Source organism: Actinosynnema sp. NPDC037264, from assembly GCF_055603705.1.
On sequence record NZ_JBVJVK010000008.1, the window covers coordinates 219,310 to 241,207 of the forward strand.

Annotated in this window: 19 protein-coding genes and 1 pseudogene; 9 read left to right on the top strand and 11 right to left on the bottom strand. The window is 70.9% G+C overall.

What is annotated here, in order from left to right; translation table 11 throughout:
• Positions 1-20: 20 nt before the first annotated feature.
• The 4 genes from ACZ7GX_RS13060 to ACZ7GX_RS13075 form a co-directional block, all read right to left on the bottom strand.
• Positions 21-872 (bottom strand): ABC transporter permease, encoded by an 852-nt coding sequence (locus tag ACZ7GX_RS13060; protein WP_498776080.1) that lies wholly within the window; start codon positions 870-872, stop codon positions 21-23.
• Entirely contained in the window at positions 869-1,690 is an 822-nt protein-coding gene (locus ACZ7GX_RS13065) for an ABC transporter ATP-binding protein (protein ID WP_498776083.1), read from the bottom strand. Before ACZ7GX_RS13065 ends, ACZ7GX_RS13060 begins: the two co-directional genes overlap by 4 nt.
• Positions 1,687-2,694 (bottom strand): ABC transporter substrate-binding protein, encoded by a 1,008-nt coding sequence (locus tag ACZ7GX_RS13070; protein WP_498776086.1) that lies wholly within the window; start codon positions 2,692-2,694, stop codon positions 1,687-1,689. The genes ACZ7GX_RS13065 and ACZ7GX_RS13070 overlap by 4 nt, the downstream gene beginning before the upstream one ends.
• Positions 2,695-2,768: 74 nt before the next feature.
• A complete protein-coding gene (locus ACZ7GX_RS13075; RefSeq protein WP_498776088.1) occupies positions 2,769-3,101 on the bottom strand; it encodes a putative leader peptide in 333 nt (110 codons plus the stop codon).
• A 5-nt stretch (positions 3,102-3,106) separates the two neighbouring features.
• Here ACZ7GX_RS13075 and ACZ7GX_RS13080 point away from each other — a divergent pair, with 5 nt between their 5' ends.
• Positions 3,107-4,024, top strand: coding sequence for a TauD/TfdA dioxygenase family protein (locus tag ACZ7GX_RS13080; protein WP_498776090.1), 918 nt, complete (start codon positions 3,107-3,109; stop codon positions 4,022-4,024).
• A 54-nt stretch (positions 4,025-4,078) separates the two neighbouring features.
• On the opposite strand, the gene ACZ7GX_RS13085 is transcribed toward ACZ7GX_RS13080, so the two are convergent.
• A complete protein-coding gene (locus tag ACZ7GX_RS13085; RefSeq protein ID WP_498776092.1) occupies positions 4,079-5,431 on the bottom strand; it encodes an erythromycin esterase family protein in 1,353 nt (450 codons plus the stop codon).
• Positions 5,432-5,491: 60 nt separating this feature from the next.
• On the opposite strand from ACZ7GX_RS13085, the gene ACZ7GX_RS13090 reads away from it, so the two are divergent.
• The 6 genes and pseudogenes from ACZ7GX_RS13090 (at position 5,492) to ACZ7GX_RS13115 (ending at position 13,253) form a co-directional block, all read left to right on the top strand.
• The gene (locus ACZ7GX_RS13090; RefSeq protein ID WP_498776095.1) at positions 5,492-6,055 is read left to right on the top strand and encodes a helix-turn-helix domain-containing protein; all 564 of its coding nucleotides are present in this window, start codon (positions 5,492-5,494) and stop codon (positions 6,053-6,055) included.
• A gap of 238 nt (positions 6,056-6,293) precedes the next feature.
• A complete protein-coding gene (locus tag ACZ7GX_RS13095; protein ID WP_498776097.1) occupies positions 6,294-6,395 on the top strand; it encodes a potassium-transporting ATPase subunit F in 102 nt (33 codons plus the stop codon).
• On the top strand, positions 6,395-8,017 hold the full coding sequence (kdpA, locus tag ACZ7GX_RS13100) for a potassium-transporting ATPase subunit KdpA (RefSeq protein ID WP_498776099.1): 1,623 nt from the start codon (positions 6,395-6,397) through the stop codon (positions 8,015-8,017). The genes ACZ7GX_RS13095 and kdpA overlap by 1 nt, the downstream gene beginning before the upstream one ends.
• The gene (gene kdpB / locus ACZ7GX_RS13105) at positions 8,014-10,068 is read left to right on the top strand and encodes a potassium-transporting ATPase subunit KdpB (RefSeq protein WP_498776101.1); all 2,055 of its coding nucleotides are present in this window, start codon (positions 8,014-8,016) and stop codon (positions 10,066-10,068) included. The genes kdpA and kdpB overlap by 4 nt, the downstream gene beginning before the upstream one ends.
• A gap of 8 nt (positions 10,069-10,076) precedes the next feature.
• On the top strand, positions 10,077-10,619 hold the full coding sequence (locus ACZ7GX_RS13110) for a potassium-transporting ATPase subunit C (RefSeq protein WP_498776103.1): 543 nt from the start codon (positions 10,077-10,079) through the stop codon (positions 10,617-10,619).
• A gap of 76 nt (positions 10,620-10,695) precedes the next feature.
• Positions 10,696-13,253, top strand: a pseudogene (locus ACZ7GX_RS13115) (DUF4118 domain-containing protein).
• A gap of 351 nt (positions 13,254-13,604) precedes the next feature.
• Here ACZ7GX_RS13115 and ACZ7GX_RS13120 read toward each other — a convergent pair.
• The 6 genes from ACZ7GX_RS13120 to ACZ7GX_RS13145 form a co-directional block, all read right to left on the bottom strand.
• Positions 13,605-13,877 (bottom strand): GlsB/YeaQ/YmgE family stress response membrane protein, encoded by a 273-nt coding sequence (locus ACZ7GX_RS13120; protein ID WP_498776106.1) that lies wholly within the window; start codon positions 13,875-13,877, stop codon positions 13,605-13,607.
• A gap of 205 nt (positions 13,878-14,082) precedes the next feature.
• Positions 14,083-15,291, bottom strand: coding sequence for a PP2C family protein-serine/threonine phosphatase (locus ACZ7GX_RS13125; RefSeq protein ID WP_498776108.1), 1,209 nt, complete (start codon positions 15,289-15,291; stop codon positions 14,083-14,085).
• A gap of 304 nt (positions 15,292-15,595) precedes the next feature.
• Positions 15,596-16,012, bottom strand: a complete 417-nt coding sequence (locus tag ACZ7GX_RS13130) for a DUF6892 domain-containing protein (protein WP_498776110.1) — start codon at positions 16,010-16,012, stop codon at positions 15,596-15,598.
• Positions 16,013-16,215: 203 nt separating this feature from the next.
• Entirely contained in the window at positions 16,216-17,346 is a 1,131-nt protein-coding gene (locus ACZ7GX_RS13135) for a cytochrome P450 (protein ID WP_498776112.1), read from the bottom strand.
• Between the two features lie 364 nt (positions 17,347-17,710).
• Positions 17,711-18,232: a hypothetical protein gene (locus tag ACZ7GX_RS13140; RefSeq protein WP_498776114.1), complete on the bottom strand. Its 522-nt coding sequence runs from the start codon at positions 18,230-18,232 to the stop codon at positions 17,711-17,713.
• 131 nt (positions 18,233-18,363) lie between these two features.
• Complete coding sequence (locus ACZ7GX_RS13145; RefSeq protein ID WP_498776117.1) at positions 18,364-18,888, bottom strand: hypothetical protein; 525 nt, start codon at positions 18,886-18,888, stop codon at positions 18,364-18,366.
• Positions 18,889-19,241: 353 nt separating this feature from the next.
• On the opposite strand from ACZ7GX_RS13145, the gene ACZ7GX_RS13150 reads away from it, so the two are divergent.
• Complete coding sequence (locus ACZ7GX_RS13150) at positions 19,242-21,191, top strand: FAD-dependent oxidoreductase (RefSeq protein ID WP_498776118.1); 1,950 nt, start codon at positions 19,242-19,244, stop codon at positions 21,189-21,191.
• Positions 21,192-21,209: 18 nt separating this feature from the next.
• Positions 21,210-21,898 (top strand): hypothetical protein (locus ACZ7GX_RS13155; RefSeq protein ID WP_498776120.1); only part of this gene is annotated, 689 nt, incomplete at its 3' end.

A 21,898-nucleotide genomic window follows, 5' to 3' on the forward strand; every position in this document is an offset into this window, starting at 1 on the left:
CCTTTCCGTACTCCGGGGGATCAGGAACCGACGGGAACCCGCCAGGACGTGAACCGGCGCTCCAGCGCTACCAGCAACTGGTTGAACACCACGCCGATGGCCGAGATGGTGATGATGCCCGCGTACATCTGCGGGATGGCGAAGTTGAACTGCGAGGCGTTGATCAGGTAGCCGAGCCCGGCCTTGGCGCCCACCATCTCCGCGGCCACCAGCACCAGGATCGACACCGCGCCGGCCAACCGGATGCCGGTGAACACCGTGGGCACCGCGGCGGGCAGGATCACCTTCTGGAAGAGCCGGAACCCCGACAGGTCCACCGACCGGGCCAGCCGCAGCAGGGTCGGGTCGACACCGCGCACCGCGCTGATCGTGTTGAGCAGGATCGGCCAGGTGCACGCGTAGAACACGATGGCGATCTTCGACGTCTCACCGATGCCGAGCAGCAGCACGAACACGGGCAGCAGGGCCAGCGCCGCCGTGTTGCGGAAGACCTCCAGCAGCGGCCCGAGCAGCGACGCCACCGACTTGTACCAGCCGATCACCAGCCCCAGCGGCACGGCCACCGCCACCGCGAGGCCGAACCCGGACAGCGACCGGGCCAGGCTCGCCCCGGTGTTGTCCAGCAGCTGACCGTCGGCGGCCAGGCGCCACCACGCGTCGAGCACGGTGGAGAACGGCGGCAGGAACGTGTCGTCGACCAGGCCCAGCCGGGGCGCGGTCTCCCACAGCGCGAGCAGCAGCACGATCGCCGCGACCTTGCCGACCGACGTCACCAGCGCGTCGACCACCCGGCGTGCGACCGACGGCCCGGCCACCCGGCTCGCGGGCCCCTCCTCGTCCACGGACGGTCGTGACTCCAGCAACGCGGTCATACCGCGGCCACCTCCTTCTCCTGTTGCTGCGCGCGGGAGACCTCGTCGTGCAGCAGCTCCCAGATCCGGTGCCGGTAGCGCGCGAACCCGGTGCCGGAGCGCAGGTCGGCCTGGCCGGTGCGGTCACCGAGGTCGATCGGGACCACCTCCTTGACCCGGCCGGGCCGCGAGGTCAGCACCGCCACCCGCTGACCCAGGTAGACCGCCTCGTCGATGGAGTGCGTGATGAACACGACCGTCTTGCCGGTGCGCTGCCAGATGCGCAGCAGCTCGTCCTGCAGGGACTCGCGGGTCTGCGCGTCCAGCGCCGCGAACGGCTCGTCCATCAGCAGCACGGCCGGGTCGTAGGCCAGGCTGCGGGCGATCGCGACCCGCTGCCGCATACCGCCCGAGAGCTGGTGCGGGTGCCGGTCCTCGAAACCGCCCAGCCCCACCAGGTCCAGGAACTCCCGGGCCCGCCCGGACCGCTCCCGGCGTGGCACACCGGCCGCCTCCAGCCCGAACTCGACGTTGCCCTGCGCGGTGCGCCACGGCAGCAGCGCGTACTGCTGGAACACCACGCCCCGGTCCAGGCCGGGCCCGGTGATCGGGACGCCGTCCAGCAGCACCTGGCCCTCGCTCGGCTCGGCCAGCCCACCGAGCAGGTCCAGCAACGTGGACTTGCCGCAGCCGCTCGGCCCGACCAGGACCAGGAACTCGCCGCGCTCCACGTCCAGGTCGACACCCCGCACGGCGGTGAACTCGGTGCGCCGCCGGGACGCCCGGTCGCGGACCACGAACCGCTTGGTCACGTCGCGGAAGCTGATGTGGGTGCTCACGCCGCCACCCCGTTGAACTCGTTGGTGTAGAGGTCGGCGAGCGTGACCTGGTCCTCGGTGATCTCGCCGCGCTCGGCGAGCCAGTCGACCCACAGCGCCAGCTCCTCGTCCACGATCCGGCCGCCCTTCCCGGCGACACCGGTGGACTTCCAGTACCGCAGCGCGGCCGGGTCCTCGTTGCGCCCGCGCTTGGTGAGGATGTCGACCTTGCGCGCCACCACCTCGTCGCGCGGCGTGGTGCGGCTCCACTCGATGGCCTTCGCGACGCCGGTGACGAAGGTCCGCACGGTGTTCGGGTTGTCCCTCAGGAACTTCTCGGTGAACACGTACGTGCCCGCGGTGAACGCGCCCAGCAGGTCGAAGTCGGAGAACAGCTTGCGCAGACCGCCCTTCTCCAACGCCTTGTCGCGCAGGATCCCGCCCAGCACGCCGACCTCGAGCTGACCCTGCCGCACGGACTGCTCGATGTTGACCGGCGGCACCGCGATCGGCTCCACCTTCCCGATCTCGTCGGGGGACAGGCCGTTGCGCTTGAGGTAGATGCCGAGCATGGCCTCGTGGTGCGCGCCCAGGGTGTTCATCCCGACCTTCTTGCCGACCAGGTCGCGCGCGGAGGAGATCGGGCTGTCCTCCAGCACGTAGAAGCCGCTGAAGGCGGCCTCGTCGGAGCCGTAGTAGCCGATCACCGACTTGATCGGGGCGCCGGCGGCCTTGAGCTTGACCACCGCGCCGTTGAACGCGCCGCCGAAGTCGACCTGGCCCGTGGCGGCGGACTGGATGTCCTGCGGGCCGCTGGTGGTGTTGCCGACCCACTCCAGCGTCACGTCGCCGAGGTGACCGAGGTCGGCGGCCAGTTCGGGCAAGGTCACGTCACCCGCCCAGCCCTGGTAGCGCAGCGTCTTGGTCTCGACGCCGCCACCGGCGCCCGCGGTGGAGCAGCCGACCGCGGCCGCCGTCAGGCCGAGGAGGGTGAGGCCGAGGAAGTTCCGTCGCGTGCTGATCACGGCGAATCCTTTGTTGGGAAAACGGGCAGGCCGAACCACCGGGCAGCCGCGCCCGGGGTGGAAAGGAAGAGGGGTCAGCGACCGCCGCGACAGAGGGCGCCGGCTTGCCGTCGGAGATCGACGTGCCGGCGAGAGGTGAGGGTGACGGCTTGGCTCACGTGCCAGAGCCTCACACCGAGGTCAGGCGGGGTCAACGGGCTCGGCGACCGTCCCACATCATGGAGTCGGTCGTCCGCCGAGCTGGACACCGGCCACTTTCTTGCGCAGCGCAAGGAAGTGCCGAGTCGTCCCGCCGGCGTCAACCGCGTCCGCGTGCTGGGACGACTTAATTCACCACCGCGCAATGTTGTGCCCGCACCGCCCGGATCTCCATCGTGAAGTGCGAACGCATTCCCACGAGAGGACATCGACGATGACCGCACAGCTTTCCGACACGATCACCGTCCACCGGCTCGGCGCGGGTATCGGCGCGCGGATCGACGGCGTCCGGCTGGGCGGCGACCTGTCCGAGGGCGCCGTCGCGACCGTCCGGGACGCGCTGCTGGCGAACAAGGTGGTCTTCTTCCGCGGCCAGGAGCACCTGGACGACGCGGGTCAGCTCGCCTTCGCCCGGCTGCTCGGCGAGCCGACGCTGGCCCACCCGACCGTCAAGGGCCGCGAGCACACCAACGTGCTGCCGATCGACTCCGACTACGGCAAGGCCAACAGCTGGCACACCGACGTCACGTTCGTCGACCGCGTGCCCGCGATCAGCATCCTGCGCGCCGTCGAGCTGCCGCCCTACGGCGGCAACACGGTGTGGGCCAACACCGTGCGCGCCTACGAGGAGCTGCCGCCGGCGCTGAAGGCGTTGGCGGACCGGCTGTGGGCGGTGCACAGCAACGTCTACGACTACGCCGGGGACGTGGACTCGACCCGCATCGGCGGGGTGGACGTGAAGGAGGAGTCCTACCGCGAGGAGTTCGAGTCCCAGCGCTACGAGACCGAGCACCCCGTGGTGCGCGTGCACCCGGAGACCGGTGAGCGGGCGCTGCTGCTCGGCCACTTCGTCAAGCGGATCGTCGGCCTGACGAGCGCCGAGTCGCACACCGTCTACCGCCTGCTCCAGGACCGGGTGACCCGGCTGGAGAACACGGTGCGCTGGCAGTGGGCCGACGGCGACGTGGCGATCTGGGACAACCGCGCCACCCAGCACTACGGCGTCGCCGACTACGACGACGCACGCCGTCGCCTGCACCGCATCACCATCGCGGGCGACGTCCCGGTCAGCGTGGACGGCGTCACGAGCACCACGGTCGTCGGCGACGCGGCCCACTTCTCCGCGCTCTGACCCGATCGTCCCGCGTGTGGAGGCGGGAAAGACGTCCCGCTCGCGATTCGGCTGTCAGAGGTCGCCGTGGGGAGAACGTTCCGCTTTCCTCCACTGCGAGAACGCTTCCCGCACCTCGTCGGGCGAGTGGGCGAGGGCGTCGGGGTCGGGTTCGGCCGCGGTGACGTGGGGTAGGTGGATCAGGGCGTCGTAGGCGTCGAGAGGGCTGATGTCGGAGTACGAGGTGCCGAGCCGTTGCCTGGTCGCGGCTCGCACGGTCTCGGCGTCGGTCGGGGACAGGCGGTGGAGGTCGACGGCGAAGGGGCCGTCGTGGCCCGCGTGCATGAGCCCGTCGAGGCTGCCCGGCTCGGGTGCGCCCAGGTCGGTGAACAACGTGCCCGTGTAGAAGTCGGGGCTGGTGTCGAGGGTCTGGCCGGTGCCGGTGGTCGTGCCGATGGCGCGGTAGCTCCCGCCGAGGCGGTCGGCCAGGTGCAGGCCCAGCGGGGTGAACGCGGGCATGCCGGGCAGGGTGGCGGGCCATCGCTGGATGTGTGCGTCGTGGGCGGCCAGCACGATCCGGTCCTCGCGGCGCAGGATCCACTCCACGGTGTCGGCCATCGCGGCGTCGCGGTTGAACATCGCGGTTCGCATGTCGCCGCGGCCCATCGCGCGGACGACGGTGTCGAGGGTGATGAGCAGGTGCAGGCATTGCAGCGCGCGCTCGTAGGCGTCGACCCCGGTCCGCTGCCGGTAGTCCAGGCGCCGTCCGCCCATGCGGGCGGCGAGTTCGGCCAGGCCGGCGGTCAGCGCGTCCCGGGCCTCGGTCGGCAGGCCGCCGTAGGTGGCGAAGGCGGCGGGTGCGGAGAACGGCGACGGCGGCGCGAAGGACGCGGCGGTCTCCCGCAGGGCCGGGTCCACCTCGAACTCGGGATCGGCCTGGGCGAGGTAGGCGGTCACCGCGTCCACGCCGTTGAGCAGGGACGCGTTCGCGCCGCCCAGGTCGATGCCGTAGTAGCCCACCGGGAGCGTGGCGGTGGCGTTGTGCCGGCGCATCCACTCCAGGTGGGCCCGCACCTGCGTCCACATCAGCATCAGGCTGACCATGCCGTCGCCCATCAGCCGGCCGGGCTGGTCGGGGTCGCTCGCGCCGCGGACCCAGGCGTCGACCGCCCAGCCCTCGGTGAACCCGGGTTCCAGGGCGTAGGCGCCGAACCCGTGCCGTTCGACCAGGTAGCGGCACAGGCGGTGGCGCAGCAGGTAGGACTCGGCGTTGTAGTGCGCGCTCTCCCCGATGGCCACCACCCGCGCGTCGCCGACCACCTCGTCCAGCCACTCCAGGTCGTCCATCGGCGCGGCCGGGTCCAGGGTCTCCAGCGGGATCACCGCCTCAGCGCTCAGCCGCGCCGGTGCCGTGGTGCTCGTGGTCATGCCGCCCCTCTCGATTGTTCCCAAGTTTGGGAACGGTATCACTCGTGGGAACATCGGTGGGTGGACACGCTCGAACTGCTCCTGCACCCGGTCCGGCTCCGCGTCGTGTGGGCCATGTCCGGCGACCGCGCCCGGACCACCTCGGAGCTGTGCGCGGCCCTGCCCGACGTCCCCAAGACCAGCGTGTACCGGCACGTCGGCCTGCTGGCCGAGGCGGGGCTGTTGGAGGTCGTGGACGAGCAGCGGGTGCGCGGCGCCGTCGAGCGCCACTACCGGCTGCGCCGCGAGCGGGCGGTGGTCGACCCCGACGCGGGCGCGTCGATGTCGCTGGAGGACCACCGCCACGGCTTCGCCGCGGCCATGGCCGCCCTGCTGGCCGAGTTCAACGCCTACCTCGACCGACCAGGGGCCGACCCGGTGGCCGACTCCATCGGCTACCGCCAGGGCACCCTCTGGCTCACCCCCGACGAGCTCACCGGGCTGGTCGGCGAGCTGATGGGGATCTTCCGGGCCCGCGCCGCCGACGGACCCGCGCCGGGCCGCCGCCCGTACCTGCTCAGCCCGGTCTTCTTCCCGATCGGGACGGCGCCGGATGCCGAGGACGGGTCGCCGCAGGACGAGTGATGAGGCCGGGATCTCTCGGCCGTCAACAACGCGTAAGGGACCCCATCGGGGGTGTCAAAGACGCATCAGGCGCCCATTGAGCAGCCACTTCCGGATGCATCCTTCCCGGCATCGCGGTCCCGCGTCCGGGACCGCTCGGAGTCGGGAAGGGGCGCGGGATGGCCGATCTGGCCTACGTGCTGCTGATCATGGGTGTGTTCCTGGTGCCGGCGCTCGGTGTGCGCGGTCTGGGGCGGTTGTGAGCGGCACCGGTGTGGTGGCCAACGCCGTCGCCGGTGTGCCGGCCCTGCTGCTGATCGGGTACCTGTTCGTCGCGCTGATCCGACCGGGGAAGTTCTGATGTCCCCGACCCTCGCCGGCCTGGCGCAGGTCGGTCTGCTCGTCGTCGCCTTGGCGGTGGCGCACCGGCCGTTCGGCGACTACATGGCCCGCGTCTACACCAGTGCCCGGCACTCCGGGGTCGAACGCGCGGTGTACCGGGTCGCGCGCGTAGACCCGGACTCCGAGCAGCGCTGGGGCACCTACGCGTTGGGCGTGCTCGGTTTCTCGTTCGTCGGCGTGGTCCTGCTCTACGTGCTCCAACGGGTGCAGTCGGTGCTGCCCTGGGACTTCGACCGCGGGAACGTGCCGCCGGGGATGGCGTTCAACACCGCGGTCAGCTTCGTGACCAACACGAACTGGCAGTCCTACGTGCCCGAGACCGTCATGGGCCACGCTGTGCAGATGATCGGTCTGACGGTGCAGAACTTCGTCTCCGCCGCGGTGGGCATGGCGGTGGCCGTGGCCCTGGTGCGCGGGTTCGTGCGGCACCGCACCGACCGGCTGGGCAACTTCTGGGTCGACCTGACCCGCGGTGTGGTGCGCGTGCTGCTGCCGGTGGCGTTCGTGTTCGCGATCGTGCTCGTGGCCACCGGCGTGGTGATGAGCCTGAAGTCCGGTGTGGACGTCGACGGGCAGACCGTGGCGACCGCGCCGGTGGCGAGCCAGGAGGCGATCAAGGAGCTGGGGACCAACGGTGGTGGGGTGCTCAACGCCAACTCCGCTCACCCGTTCGAGAACCCCAACGCCTGGTCCAACCTGATCGAGGTCTTCCTGATCCTGCTCATCCCGGTCTCGCTCACCCGCACCTTCGGCACCATGGTCGGCGACCGCCGGCAGGGGCACGTCCTGCTGGGCGTGATGGGTGCTTTGTGGACGGTCATGCTCACCGTCATCTGGGTGGCCGAGGCGAATGGCCTGCGCCCGCTGGAGGGCAAGGAACTGCGGTTCGGCATCCCGGGCAGCGCGCTGTTCGCCAACAGCACCACGGCCACGTCGACCGGCGCGGTGAACTCGATGCACGACAGCTTCACCGGTCTGGGCGGTGGGGGCGCGATGCTGAACATGCTGTTCGGCGAGATGACCCCGGGCGGTGTCGGCACCGGCCTCTACAGCATCCTGGTCATGGCCGTGATCGCGATGTTCCTCGCGGGGCTGATGGTCGGTCGCACGCCGGAGTACCTGGGCAAGAAGCTGGGCCGCCGTGAGGTCACGGCCGCCGCGGTGTCGATCCTGGCCATGCCGACCGTGCTGCTGCTCGGCGCGGGCATCGCCGCGATCCTGCCTTCCACGCGGGACGCGGTGAACAACCCGGGTGCGCACGGCCTGTCGGAGGTCCTCTACGCCTACGCCTCGGCGTCGAACAACAACGGCAGCGCGTTCGCCGGCATCACGGTCACCGGCGACTGGTTCCAGGCGTCGCTGGGGGTGTGCATGGCGGTGGGCCGGTTCGTGCCGATCGTCGCCGTGCTGTGCCTGGCCGGTTCGCTGGCCGCGCAGCGGAAGGTGCCGGTCACGGCGGGCACGCTGCCCACCACCGGCCCGCTGTTCGCCACCCTGCTCGGCGGGGCGGTCGTGCTGGTCGCCGCGCTGACCTTCGTTCCCGCCCTCGCCCTCGGTCCCATCGCGGAGGCCCTGCTGTGAGCACCACCACCGAACACCCGCCGCGGACTCCGGAGGAGATCCGCGAGCGCCACGCGCACAACCCGGGCCACCAGGTCGCCGCGGGCATCTTCAACCCACGCCAACTGCTCGTCTCCTTCCCGGACGCGCTGCGCAAGCTCGACCCCCGCCACCAGGCGCGCAACCCCGTCATGTTCGTCGTGTGGGTCGGCTCGCTGCTGGTCACGGTGTTCGCCATCGGCGACCCCGGCGTGTTCACCACCGCCGTGGCGGTGTGGCTGTGGCTGACCGTGCTGTTCGCCAACCTCGCCGAGGCCGTCGCCGAGGGTCGGGGCAAGGCCCAGGCCGACTCGCTGCGCAAGGCCAAGACCGACGCCGTCGCGCACCTGACCGACGGCCGCACCGTGCCGGGCACCGAGCTGGAGGTCGGAGACCTCGTGGTCGTCGAGGCCGGACAGGTGATCCCCGGTGACGGCGACGTGGTCGAGGGCATCGCCACCGTGGACGAGTCCGCGATCACCGGCGAGTCCGCGCCCGTCATCCGCGAGTCCGGCGGCGACCGGTCGGCCGTCACCGGCGGCACGACCGTGCTGTCGGACCGGGTCGTCGTGCGCATCACCGCGAAACCGGGGGAGACGTTCGTCGACCGGATGATCGCCCTCGTCGAGGGGGCTCAGCGGCAGAAGACGCCCAATGAGATCGCCCTGACGATCCTGCTCTCGACGTTGACGATCATCTTCCTGCTCGCCGTGGTAGCGCTGCAGCCGTTCGCGGTGTACTCCGGCGGTGAGCAGTCCGTGATCGTGCTGACCGCGCTGCTGGTCTGCCTGATCCCGACGACGATCGGCGCGCTGCTGTCGGCCATCGGCATCGCGGGCATGGACCGGCTGGTGCAGCGCAACGTGCTGGCCACCTCCGGCAAGGCGGTCGAAGCCGCCGGGGACGTGGACACGCTGCTGCTGGACAAGACCGGCACCATCACCTGGGGCAACCGGCGCGCCACCGAGCTGATCCCGGCGCGCGGCACGTCGTTGGACGCGCTCGTGGACGCCGCCCGGTTGTCGTCGCTGGCCGACGGCACCCCGGAGGGCCGCAGCGTGGTCGAGCTGTGCGCCGAGCGCCACGGCCGCCCGGCCGAGGCGGACGAGCACGAGAAGACCGGCGAGTTCGTGCCGTTCACCGCTCAGACCCGGGTCAGCGGCATCGACCTCGACGGGCGGCGCGTGCGCAAGGGCGCGGCGAGCGCCTTCACCCTCGACGGGGCCACCAGGGCAGTGGTCGACGGGATCAGCGCCGAGGGCGGCACACCGCTGGTGGTCGCCGTGGACGACCGGGTGCTGGGCGTGATCAGGCTGTCCGACGTGGTCAAGCCCGGCATGAAGGAGCGCTTCGCCGAGCTGCGCGCCATGGGCATCCGCACCGTCATGGTGACCGGCGACAACCCGCTCACCGCCCGCGCCATCGCCGCCGAGGCCGGGGTCGACGACTTCCTCGCCGAGGCCAAGCCCGAGGACAAGATGGCGCTGATCCGGCGCGAGCAGGAGGGCGGCAAGCTGGTCGCGATGACCGGCGACGGCACCAACGACGCCCCCGCCCTCGCGCAGGCCGACGTGGGCGTGGCCATGAACACCGGCACCTCGGCCGCCAAGGAGGCCGGGAACATGGTCGACCTGGACTCCGATCCCACCAAGCTGATCGAGGTCGTGGCGATCGGCAAGCAGTTGCTCATCACCCGCGGCGCGCTGACCACCTTCTCGGTGGCCAACGACCTGGCCAAGTACTTCGCCATCCTCCCGGCCATGTTCGCCGCCATCCACCCCCAGCTGGACGAGCTCGACATCATGCACCTGGCTTCGCCGCGGTCGGCGATCCTCTCCGCGGTGATCTTCAACGCGATGGTCATCGTCGTGCTGATCCCGCTCGCGCTGCGCGGCGTGCGGTACGAGCCCACCAGCGCCGCCGCGCTGCTGCGGCGCAACCTGCTGGTCTACGGCCTCGGCGGCGTCGTCACGCCGTTCGCGGGCATCTGGCTGATCGACCTCCTCGTCCGCCTCATCCCCGGAATCGGGTGACCCGCTCCATGAACGCACTCGCCAAGCAGACCTTCGCCGGACTGCGCGTCCTGCTCGTGCTCACCGCGCTCACCGGCGTGCTCTACCCGGCGGCCGTGTGGGCCGTCTCCCGTCTGCCCGGCCTGCACGCCAACGCCGAGGCCGTCCACACCACGCTGGTCGGTGTGGACCGTGACGGCGATCAGTGGTTCCACACCCGGCCCTCGGCCGCGACGCTCCCGGCGTCCGGCGGTTCCAACAAGGGCGAGCTCAACCCCGACTACGACGCCGTCGTCGCCGCGCGCCGCACCGAGATCGCCCGACGCGAGGGCGTGGCCGAGGACCGCGTGCCGCAGGACGCGGTCACCGCCTCGGCGTCCGGTCTGGACCCGCACATCAGCCCCTCCTACGCCGAGCTCCAGGTGCCCCGCGTGGCCCGGGAGAACGGACTGGCCGACGACGAGGTTCGGAAGTTGGTCGCCGAGCACACGGACGGTCGCGCCCTCGGCTTCCTCGGTGAACCGGGGGTCGACGTGACCGCCCTGAACCGGGCGCTCGACGCGGCGGCATGACGATCGGGAGGCGATCACCGCCACGGTGGTCGCCTCCGCACTCGCGGCCGGCGGGATCGCGGAGAGGCAGGCTGACGTGGTGCAGGGCAAGCGCGGTGAGCTGAGGATCTACCTGGGCGCCGCGCCGGGGGTCGGCAAGACCTTCGCGATGCTCGGAGAGGCGCACCGACGCCGTGAGCGCGGCACCGACGTGGTCGTCGGGCTGGTCGAGACGCACGGCCGGGACAGGACCGCGGCCCTGGTCGAAGGGCTGGAGGTGGTCCCGCGTCGCCGGTCGCACCACCGCGGGGTGCAGGTCGACGAGATGGACGTCGACGGCCTGCTGTCCCGTCGGCCGGAGGTGGCTGTGGTCGACGAGCTCGCGCACACCAACGTCCCGGGGTCGCGCAACGCCAGGCGGTGGCAGGACGTCGAGGAGCTGCTCGACGCGGGGATCGACGTGTTGTCGACGGTCAACGTGCAGCACCTGGAGTCGCTCAACGACGTGGTCGAGCGCATCACCGGTGTGCGGCAGCGCGAGACCGTGCCCGACGAGGTGGTGCGGCGTGCGGGGCAGGTGGAGTTGGTCGACCTCACGCCGGAGGCGCTGCGCCGCCGCCTGGCGCACGGCAACGTGTACGCCGCGCACAGGATCGACGCGGCGTTGGGCAACTACTTCCGGGTCGGCAACCTCACCGCGTTGCGCGAGCTGGCCCTGCTGTGGGTCGCAGACCAGGTCGACGTGGCGTTGCAGCGCTACCGCTCGGAGCAGAGCATCACCGACACCTGGGAGACCAGGGAACGGGTGGTCGTCGCGATCAGCGGCGGTCCGGAAGGCGAAACCCTGATCCGCCGAGCGCGGCGCATCGCCGTGCGGGCGGGCGCTGAACTGCTGGTGGTGCACGTCCTGCGCGGTGACGGCCTCGCCGGTGCACCGCCGGACTCGATCGCGAGATCGCGCAGGACCACCGAGGACGTCGGCGCGACGTTCCACACCGTGGTCGGCGACGACGTGCCGACCGCGCTGCTCGACTTCGCCCGCGGCGTGAACGCCACCCAGCTCGTGCTGGGCACGTCCCGCCGGTCGCGGCTGGCCAGGGTGTTCGACGAGGGCATCGGCTCGGCCGTCGTCCAGGACTCCGGGCCGATCGACGTGCACATGGTCACCCACGCGCAGGCCCGGCGCGGCGTCAGCCGGCGAGTCAACCGGGGTGCGCTGACCCCGTCACGTCGACTACTGGGATGGGCGTTGGCGACGGTGCTGCCCGCCGTGGTCACCGGACTGGGCGTGCTCACCCGGGACGAAATCTCCTTCTCCACCGACCTCATCGGGTTCTTCCTGGTCACGGTGGTCGTGGCGCTGGTCGGTGGGCTGGGGCCGGCGCTCGGCGCGGCGCTGCTGGGCGCGGGCCTGCTGAACTTCTTCTTCACCCCGCCGTACTACAGCCTGGCGGTCGCGACCCCGGAGAACCTGGTCACCCTGCTGGCCATGCTCCTGGTCGCGACCCTCGTCGCCCTGGTCGTGGACCGGGCCGCCCGGCTCGCCGAGCAGGGCGCACGGGCCCGCACCGAGGCCGCGCTGCTCGCCTCCTACGCCCGCACCGTGCTGACCAGCCCGTTCCCCCTCGCCCGACTGCTGGAGAAGGTGCGGGAGAACTTCGGCCTGGAATCGGTGGCGTTGCTGGAACGCGGCGACGGCGAGTGGGCACGCGTCGCCTGCGTGGGCCCCGGCCGTGCGACGAGCCCGACGAGGCCGATGTCGACGTGCCGGTCACCGCGGACGTGCACCTGGCCTTGCGCGGCCGCGCCCTGCCGGCGAGCGACCAGCAGGCGTTGGAAGCCGCCGCGGGCCAGGCGCTGCTCGCCCTGCGGCAGCAGCGCCTGGCCGCCCAGACCGCCGAAGCCCAGCGGCGCGCCGAGACGACCGAACTGCGCACCGCGATCCTGTCCGCCGTCGGTCACGACCTGCGCACCCCGCTGACGTCGATCAAAGCCGCCATCGGCAGCCTGCGCGACCCCGACCTGCGGCTCTCGCCCGAGGACACCGCCGAACTGCTGGACACCGTCGAGGTCTCCACCGACCGGCTCGCCGGTCTGGTCGACAACCTGCTCGACTCCTCCCGCCTGGCCACCGGCGCCGTCGCGCCCCTGATCAAAGCCGTCACCTACGACGAGGCCGTCGCCCGCGCCCTGACCGGACTCGACGAGCGCCGACTGATCTCGGTCGACGTCCCCGAGGACCTGCCGCCGGTGCTGGCCGACGTCGGCCTGTTGGAACGGGTGGTCGCCAACGTCGTGGACAACGCCCTGCGGCACGGCCGCCTCACCCCGCGCCGCCCGGTCGACGTGGACGGTGACGGCGCCATCACCCCCGACGAACCCGAGATCGCCGTCCGCGCCAGCGCCCACGGCGACCACGTCGAACTCCGCGTGGTCGACCACGGCCACGGGCTGCCCAAGAACACCGCCGACACCGTCTTCGCCCCGTTCCAACGGCTCGGCGACCGGGGCAACACCCCCGGCGTCGGCCTGGGGCTCAGCGTCGCCAAGGGCTTCACCGACGCCATGGACGGCACCATCACCGCCGAGGACACCCCCGGCGGCGGCCTGACCATCGTCATCTCGCTGCCCACGGCCAAGGCGGCGCCGGCCTGACCTCGTGGCCCAACCGCGCCGCAAGCCCGAACCGAGGAAGGCGCCCCGGGCGTCAAGACGCTTGAAGCCCCGGACCCGCGATCCGGTTCGAACCCGGGATGTGTGAGCGTGGCCGGGTGCGCGCGGTGGTGACCTGAAGGGACGATGCGACTGCGTCGGTGGTGACGTCGCTCCGCCGGTCGGGCAGCCAGGCCAGGACCGTGGCCGCGGTACGACGGGCGGTTGACGTGTCCGGAGTGGACATCGATGAGCCGGTCGGTTGACCCGAAGTTCGTCCCGCTGCGTGTCCCAGGAAATGGTCGGGCCCGCCGGTGGGTGACCGGCGGGCCCGAGTGGTTCGGTGGTGTCGTGTCAGCCGTGTACGCGGTGGCCCCGCTTGGTCACGACGTGGTAGATGCCGAGCACGATCAGCGAGCCGAGGATGGCCAGCAACCAGGTGCTCAGGTCGAAGAAGCTGCCGATGTCGGAGCCGAAGACGGCGCGGCCGATGAATCCGCCGATGATGGCGCCGACGATGCCCAGCAGCATGGTGATGATGATGCCGCCCGGGTCCTTGCCGGGCATGATGGCCTTGGCGATGGCGCCGGCGATGAGACCCAGAACGATCCAACCCAGGATGCCCACGGTGCTTCCTTGTCCTCGTGCCACGGCGCCTTCCGCGACGCGGCGTGATCGCTACAGGCACCGGGTTGCCCAACTCGCACCCATTTCACACCTGGGTGAGCTCCTCGCTGTCACCGCGCCGACCGGTCCCGCCCGGGCGCCGACCTGTCCCGGGGGTGCGGCCCTGTCACGCCGATCCGGCAGGTGGCGGGTCCGGGCAGGCGGGTCAGGGGCGGTGGCGGGTCACGAGCACGGCGATGTCGTCGGTGGCGGGTTGGGCGCCGACGAGGCTCGCCATGACCTCGGCGCAGACCATCTCCGCGGTGGCCGGCACCACGTGCCCGAGCAGCTGCTCGAGTCGGCTGTCGAGGTCGATACCGCGGCGTTCGACCAGCCCGTCGGTGTAGAACGCCAGCAGCGCGCCGGGTGGCAGGTCGAGGGTCGTGCCCTGGCGGCCGGTGACGGCCAGGTGGTGTCCGATAGGCGGTCCGACCGGAGCCGGGACCAGGTGGGACGGTTCGCCGGGGATGGCCAGCACGGGTGGCAGGTGGCCGGCCAGCGCCAGGTCGACGCGGGCGGTGGTGGTGTCGATCACGGCGTAGGCGACCGTGGCCATGGTGTGGGCCTCGAAGTGGCTGGCCTTGCGGTCGAGCTTGCCGAGCACCTCCGCCGGGTCGGGGAACTCCAGGGCGTAGGCGCGCAGGGCGCTGCGCAGTCGTCCCATGACGATGGCGGCCGGTAGCCCGCTGCCGACCACGTCACCGATGACCACGCCGATGCGATCGCCGGGCAGCGTGAACACGTCGTACCAGTCGCCGCCCACACCGTTCTCCGCGCCCGGCACGTAGCGCGCGGCGAACTCCCAGTCGGGAGTGGTCGGCAGCCGGCCGGGCAGGAGGCTCTCCTGGAGCAGGGCCGCCGCCGCCAGTTCGGACCGCGAGCGGTGCAGGTGCGCCGCGGTCGCCAGTCGATCGGCCGCGAGTTGGAGCAGGTCGACGTCTTCGTCGGTGAACCGGCGTGCGGCCGTGCTGCCGATGTGCAACACACCGATCAGTCTGCCTTCGGCCACCATCGGCACGCCGAGCATGACCTGCAGACCGCGCTCCCACAGCAGGGGGTTGACCACGGTGGTGGGATCGACGTGGTCGATCTGCACCGGCTCCCGACGGCCGGCGACCATGCCGGCGAAGCCCGAGCCCACCGGTATCCGCACGCCTTGGAGGACTTCTTCCTCCAGGCCGGAGGTCGCCCTGGCCACCAAGTGCCCGCCGTCGGAGTCCACCAGGAGCACCGTGGCGGTGTCGACCGCGAACAGCGACCGCAATTGCTGCAGCAGCACGTCGAACAGCTTGTCCAGGTCGAGTTCGCGCAGCCCGCTGTCGGTGATCGCCTCCAACACCTGCAGCCGCCGAGGCAACCGCCCGGCATCCATCATCCGCCCACTCCGTCCTGATCGTCGAGCACACCCGAAGGACAGCACGAGCGTGTGACAGAGGCCATGCGAGCCGGCGCGGAACGACTGGGTGTACCCGTGACCGTAATACGGCCCGCGGACGAGTACCACCGCTGTCGACGCCGGGCGGAGAACCGGTGGCTTCGAGGCCACCCGACACCGCCGGCCCCGCGCCACAGGCCTGGGGAAGAGCACTAGGATGCACACCGCCGTCCCCGAGGCGACAGCGACGCCTGTGCCGGCGGCTCCCACGCTTGCCGGACGTGCCCGAGCGGTAGCGGCCGGGTCAGAGCCAGCCTGCTTCGATTCCGCGGGCGCGCAGCGTCTCCAGCGCCTCCTCGTTGCCCGTGTAGAACAGCGTCATCGACTTCAGGTTGGGGAAGTGCCGCAGGTCGGCGAACTCGTCGACGTCGAACAGCCCGTCCTCGCCGTCCCAGTTCGGCGCGATCTCGAGGTAGATCTCGTTGCCGCCGTCCATCTCGATCTCGGTGATCTTCTCCGCGAGCTCGGCGGGGACCTCGAGCGCCTCGAAGTAGGCCAGAGCCTCAGGCACCGCCTCAACGCTCCCGTCGTCGTAGGTGAAGCCCTGCTCGGCGGCGTGCTCGCGCAGGTCGAACCTCGGCAAGAGGCCCTGGTCGTACATCAGCTCTTGCACGACGGCGAGCTTGAAGTTGACGTCGGCGAACGGAATGGGCCGGCTCATACCCGAACCATATAGGCGGCGATCACACCGCCGTCCGCAAGTCATCTTGTTCTCGTACCAGTGGTCGGAGCCGCGAAGCGTGGCGGCAGGGATCTGGTGCAGCAGTCCGCGAGGAACGCCCGGTCGCCGGGGGAGCCGCGGACGGGAGTTGCCCGGGTTCGCCGTTCACCGACCGGATCAACGCCGTCCACGTCCCGGATCGGTTATGCCGTGAGCACGCGCAACCGCAGGTCGCGCGGAGCGTGGAGGGCGCCGAAGGTCGGTGCGGGATCGCGGTGAGGAGTCAGGCGGCGGTTCTTCAGAACGGCCGCGAGGACGACGGTCAGCTGCGTGAGCGCCAGTTGCGAGGCAGGGCAGGTGCGAGGGCCGAGCGCGAAGGGCAGGTAGCTGCCCGGCGCCGGGTGGAAGCCCGGGCTCCAGCGCCGCGGGTGGAATCGCGAGGGCTCCGGGTAGGCGTCCGGGTCGTGCTGGTTGAGGTAGGGGCTGAACAGCAGGGTCGTCCCCGTCGGCAGGCCGCGGGTCGGCGCGGTGAGCTGCCGCCGCAGTTGCCACACCGGTGGGTGCAGGCGCAGGGTTTCGCGGATCACCGCCCGGCACAGCGGGAGGTCCGCCGTCGGGTCCGGGTGCGCGGTGGCCTCGGCCCGGGCCCGCTCCTGCACGTCGGGGTGGGTGGACAGTTCGTGCAAGGCCCAGGCCAGTGCGGTGGCGGGGACGTGGTGGCCCGACAGCAGCATGGTGCGCAGCGCCAGCGTCACGGTGTGCTCGCCGAACCCGCGGTCGGTCAGGACCGCACGCAGGCCCCCGGGTGAAGGGTGGGTGCGGATGTGCTGCCGGATGGCGTTGTAGGTGGCGCGCTGGGCGTGTCGCAGACGAGGGCGTCCGAGCGGGAGCGGCCAACGGGTCCGCCCGGCCAGGACCAGTTCGCGTTCGACCAGAGCGGACAACGCCTCGGACGTCTCGCCCAGCAGGTGTCGGGTGTTGACGGCGGAGATCAGGCTGACGGTTGCGTCCCCGGCGTCGACGACGCCGGGTGACGGCCAGGCGGACACGGCACGCTCGGCCTGTTCCGCGATCACGGGGATGGCCGGCGTCAGTCGCGAAGCGGTCAGGAAGGGGCGCGTGGCACGGCGCACCGCCATCCAGGTGTCCAAGCCGTTCGGTCCCCATGAGGTGATGCCGGTGCGCCGCGCGGACCTGACCGTCGACGTGTCCTTGCTCGCCAGCAGGCGTTCGGTCTCGGTGGGGTCGGTCACCAGCCGCAGGCCGTGCTCGAGCTCGGCGACGCCTCCACCGGACCTCGCTGCCGCGGTCAGTGCGTCGAGTGGCCCGGTCATCGCGTCTCACCTGCGAGTGGGCGACGGCACCGCCCGGACCACCGGTGACGGGCGGCCCGGGCGAAGGGGGTCACACCGGCGGGTAGGCGTAGTAGCCGGTGGTGGCCGGGCGACGACGACGCAGGATCATTCTCAAGAGTTTCATCGCATCCGTCCTTGCGTGGAGGAAAGCCAGTATTGCCAGGCGTTTCCGCAGAGGTCAAGGAGGGACGGGCCTGGTTCACCCCGATGCGGCGGGCGCGCCCGGTTCGAGGGGGACGGGTCGACTTTCCGGCGGTCAGGCGCCGATGCCCTCGTCGATTGATCAGTCGCCGAGCCGGTCTCGACCTCCTCGGCCGCCGACGACCGATGCGGGACGGGCACGTCAGGCGAAGACGTAGGTGCCGCTGCCGGAGGCCGTGGTGAGCCCGGGTTCGGCAAGGCAGGCCAGGAGGTTGAGGGTGAGCAGTTCGACGACGTGCGTGGTGGAGTCACCGGTGAACTTGCCCGCGGTCACCGTCCCGTTCTCCACGATGACCAGCGTTCCCAGGACGTAGTTGGCGGACCGGTTGTAGTTGATCGTGCTGGTTTCACCGGTGTTCCAGGTGATGGTGTACGAGCCACTGCCTGACGCCGCGAGGTCGCTGCACGAGCGGTTGAGGCCGCGGATGGCCGCCTGCACGTGCCCTCCCGTCACGGCCGGATCGGAGAGGGACGTGCACGAGAGGACGTTGTACACGCTGACGTCCACCGGCCGCGGTGTGGTGAGCAGGCCGGGGGAATAGGTGACCGACTCGTTCTCGGCGCAGGTGAGATCGCCCGGCGCCGCGTGCGCGAGGGACGGTGGGAACAGCAGGGACGACGTGATCAGTGCGACCGGGGCGAGCAGGCCTCGGATGCGTCCCACCGCCGGCACCTCCACAGGATGGGCCCCCGAACGCACGCAACGCCCGGGCGCGTGAGAAGACCGCGATCGATGACGACATCGGCCGGTGCGCGGGCGCCGTAACGCCTGCGCCGCCCACGCTATCCGTCGAGTCAAAGGACGGCGGTGAAGGTGGCGGTGCCGCTGACGCTCGTCAGGCCTTGTGGGGTCAGGCAGGCGGTGAGGTCGGTGGCGGGCAGGACCTTGGTCTGGACGACGGTGGCGCCCTGGAACAGCCCGTCGACCACGGTGCCGGTCAGGACCAGGACGGTGGTGCCGCCGGGCTTCAGGTTGATCTCGAAGCCGCCCTGGACGGTGCTGCTGTGCCCGGTGTTCCAGTGGTAGGTCGAGGTGTTGGTGGTGGAGCCGGACAGACAGCTGAACGTGCCGCTCACCAGGGCGGTGAAGGTCGCGCCGGTGATGTCGGGGTGGCCGGGCGACACGCAGCCACCCAGCGTGCCGGTGGCGCTGAAGGTGATGTGCCTGGGCAGCAGCGTCATGCCGGGGGAGTAGGTGCCGACCTGGGTTCCCAGCGCGCAGTTGACGTCCACTACGGCTGCGGAAGCGGGCACGTGGAACAGCCCCGTGGCACCGAGCAGGGCGCCGACCGCAGCGACGATCGATGAACGCAGACGCATGAGGATTCCCGTTCTTCGGAAGTGTGATGGGGGACGAGTCTCGCGGCTCGACCCTCCGTCCTCAATCGGCTGAAAGGCTTGCGGCGGAACACTGTCCGTGGATGTCCCTTGCCACACGCCGCAGAACTGCGGAGTCGATTGGCGGGCGCGATCGACGATCACGCTGACCGCGGCCCACACGATCCGTCAGCACCGGCACTGCCCCGCGGCATCCGACACCGGATCAACCCGCACTTCGCGGGAACATGCCCACTGAGGATTCGCCACGGTCTCCGGGGCAACTCGGAGGGAGCAACCGGAAGCACTCGATTCGGGACTGTCCGCGGCCGTGTCGACTGCCGGAGAATCAAGCGATGTCTCGAAAAGCTGACGCCCTGCCCAGCGTCATCGTCGTGGGCGCCGGGATGTCCGGGTTGGCCGCCGCGCGGGCGCTGCGTGGACTCGGCCACCCCGTCACCGTCCTGGAAGCACGCGACCGGGTCGGCGGGCGGATCTGGACCGACGAGCACGGGGTCGACCTGGGCGCGCACTGGATCCACGGCACGGACGGCAACCCGATCACCGAGCTGGTCGAGAACCTGGGCATCCCCTACAGCTACGTGGGCGGTGACAGCGCCTACACCGGGGGCTTCGACAGCCTGGACCTGTTCGGCGCGGACCGCCGCCTGACGAACCACCGCCGTAAGAGCCGCACCCTGGAACTGGCCGACGACGTGCTGCACGAGATCGAGCGGCAGGCCTCGATCGCGCGCAAGGAGCAGCACCCGGACATCCCGCTCGGCGAGGCCGTGCGCGAGGTCCTCGCCGCGCGCCGGTTGCCGCCGGAGGACGAGCAGGCGGTCCGCTACCACCTCAACGTGCTCCTGCGGGAGGACATCGCCGAGGACCCCGACAGGCTGTCCCTGCAGTTCTGGGAGGACGGCTATCTGGTCTACGGCTACGGTGACAGCACCCTGCACCAGGGTTACCAGTCGGTGGTCGACGCCCTCGCCGAAGGGCTGGACGTCCGGCTGGGCCACGTGGTCGTGCGGATCGACACCACCACCGGACCGGTGCGGGTCACGACCGACCGGGGTGACTTCGAGGCCGACAGGGTGCTCGTGACCGTGCCGCTCGGGGTGCTGAAGTCCGAGGTAGTGCGCTTCGATCCGCCGCTGCCGGAGATCAAGCGGTCGGCGATCGCCCGGTTGGGGTTCGGCACACTCAACAAGATCGCCCTGCACTACCGCGAGCCCTTCTGGCCGACGGAGCAGTACGTCTTCGGCTACCTGTGCCGCGACACCGACCGCTATCCCACGGTCGTCATCAGCATGTGGAAGTCCCACGGCAAGCCGGTCCTGGTGATGCTGCTGGGCGCTTCGCTCGGCCGCGAGGCGGAGACCTGGTCCGATCAGGGGGTCGCCACCTACGCCCGCACCATCGTCGAGGACCTGTTCGGCGCCGCCGCGCCGGTGCCTGAGCACATCTCCCGCACCGCGTGGTCGTCCGACCCCTTCGCCTTGGGCTCGTACACCTGCATCGGCGTCGACTCCTCGTCGAAGGACATCGGCACGCTCGCCGAACCGGTCGGTGACCGGCTGTACTTCGCCGGTGAGGGCACCAACCCCTACCACTGGGGTTGCGTGCACAGCGCCTACGAGTCCGGCCTGCGTGAAGCCGCGCGGATCAGCGGGGACGCCACCCTCTACACCCCGCCGAGTGCCGGGATCTCCCGCCGTCAGTCGCGCAACACCGACCGCGTGCTGCGCTTCGCGCGGCTGCGGATGACGCACATCGACGAGCGTGATCTGAGCGAGAGGGTGGCGTGCCTGCGCGAGGGCGTCGATCCGCACGGCGTGCGGCTCTTCGCCTCGCTGGCCGACTCCGAACTGGAGACGCTCGCCTCGATGTTCGACGAGATCCCGTTCACCGCGGGCGATGCCGTCTGCCGCGAGGACGACCCGGCGCACGGGGTGTTCCTCGTCGCCCACGGCCAGGTCGAGGTCGACTTCGGCGGCATCTACGACCGCGCGATCGTGGGTCGCGGGGCCGTGCTCGGCCACCACGACCTGTTCTTCAACGCCCGCACCACGTCGGTGACGGCACTCGGCGACGTGGTCCTGTTCTACCTCGACCACTACCGGTACCAGAGCTTCCTCCACGCCTTCCCCGACGTGCTGATGCTGATGATGTCGGACCTGGTCACGCGGTGGGAGCAGCTGGAGAACACGCTCGGTTCCACGATCCTGTCCGCTGCCGTGGGGGAGACCGGAGCGGCCGCGTGGGGTGCCAAGAGCCGGCCGCACGACCCGACCTGCGGTTAGGCACCGGGCGGTGATCCGGTGCTGCACGCGCAGGCGCTGTCGCCGCTGTGCCATGATCTGGTCGTGGGGGACTCCTTCAAGGTCGCACCGAAGGCCGTCGAGCTGCTGGGCGGGCTTGTGCAGCGCCAGAGCTCAGGCATCGCCGCGCACCTGAAGGCACTGGAGCACAACCAGGTCGACGACCTGGGCCAGGGGGTCTTCCTGGAGCTCTCCGGCCACTTGGAGAACCTGCGCTTCCACGCGCAGGACAACACCCGGCGCGCACTGAGCCTCGCCGGCTCGTCGGCGGTCGAACTGACCAAAGCGGCCGAGTTCTACCGCACCACGGACCGCTACCAGGCCGGCCGGCTGGACCAGGTGTACCCGGCGGTGCCGACGTACCCGAGGAACGTCGAGGCGAGCGAACTGCCGCCGGGCGTCGCGTCGAGCGGATTCGGCGACGTGGTCGAGACCAGGTACTACAACGGCCCCGGCGAGACGAGCGTCGAGAACGAAGTGCTGCGGGACAAGTGGCCGATGGGGGTCGAGGACAAGCTGGGCAAGTGGCTCGAGGTCGGCGACTTCGGCTCGGTGGCCGCGACGGCCGACAAGATCGCGCAGAAGATCCTCGGTTGGAGCCCGCTGGACCGCATCACCGAGGTCTACAGCGGCGACTGGAACGGCATCTACCGGGAGAGCGTCGTCATCGCCGACACGGGCACCGCGTT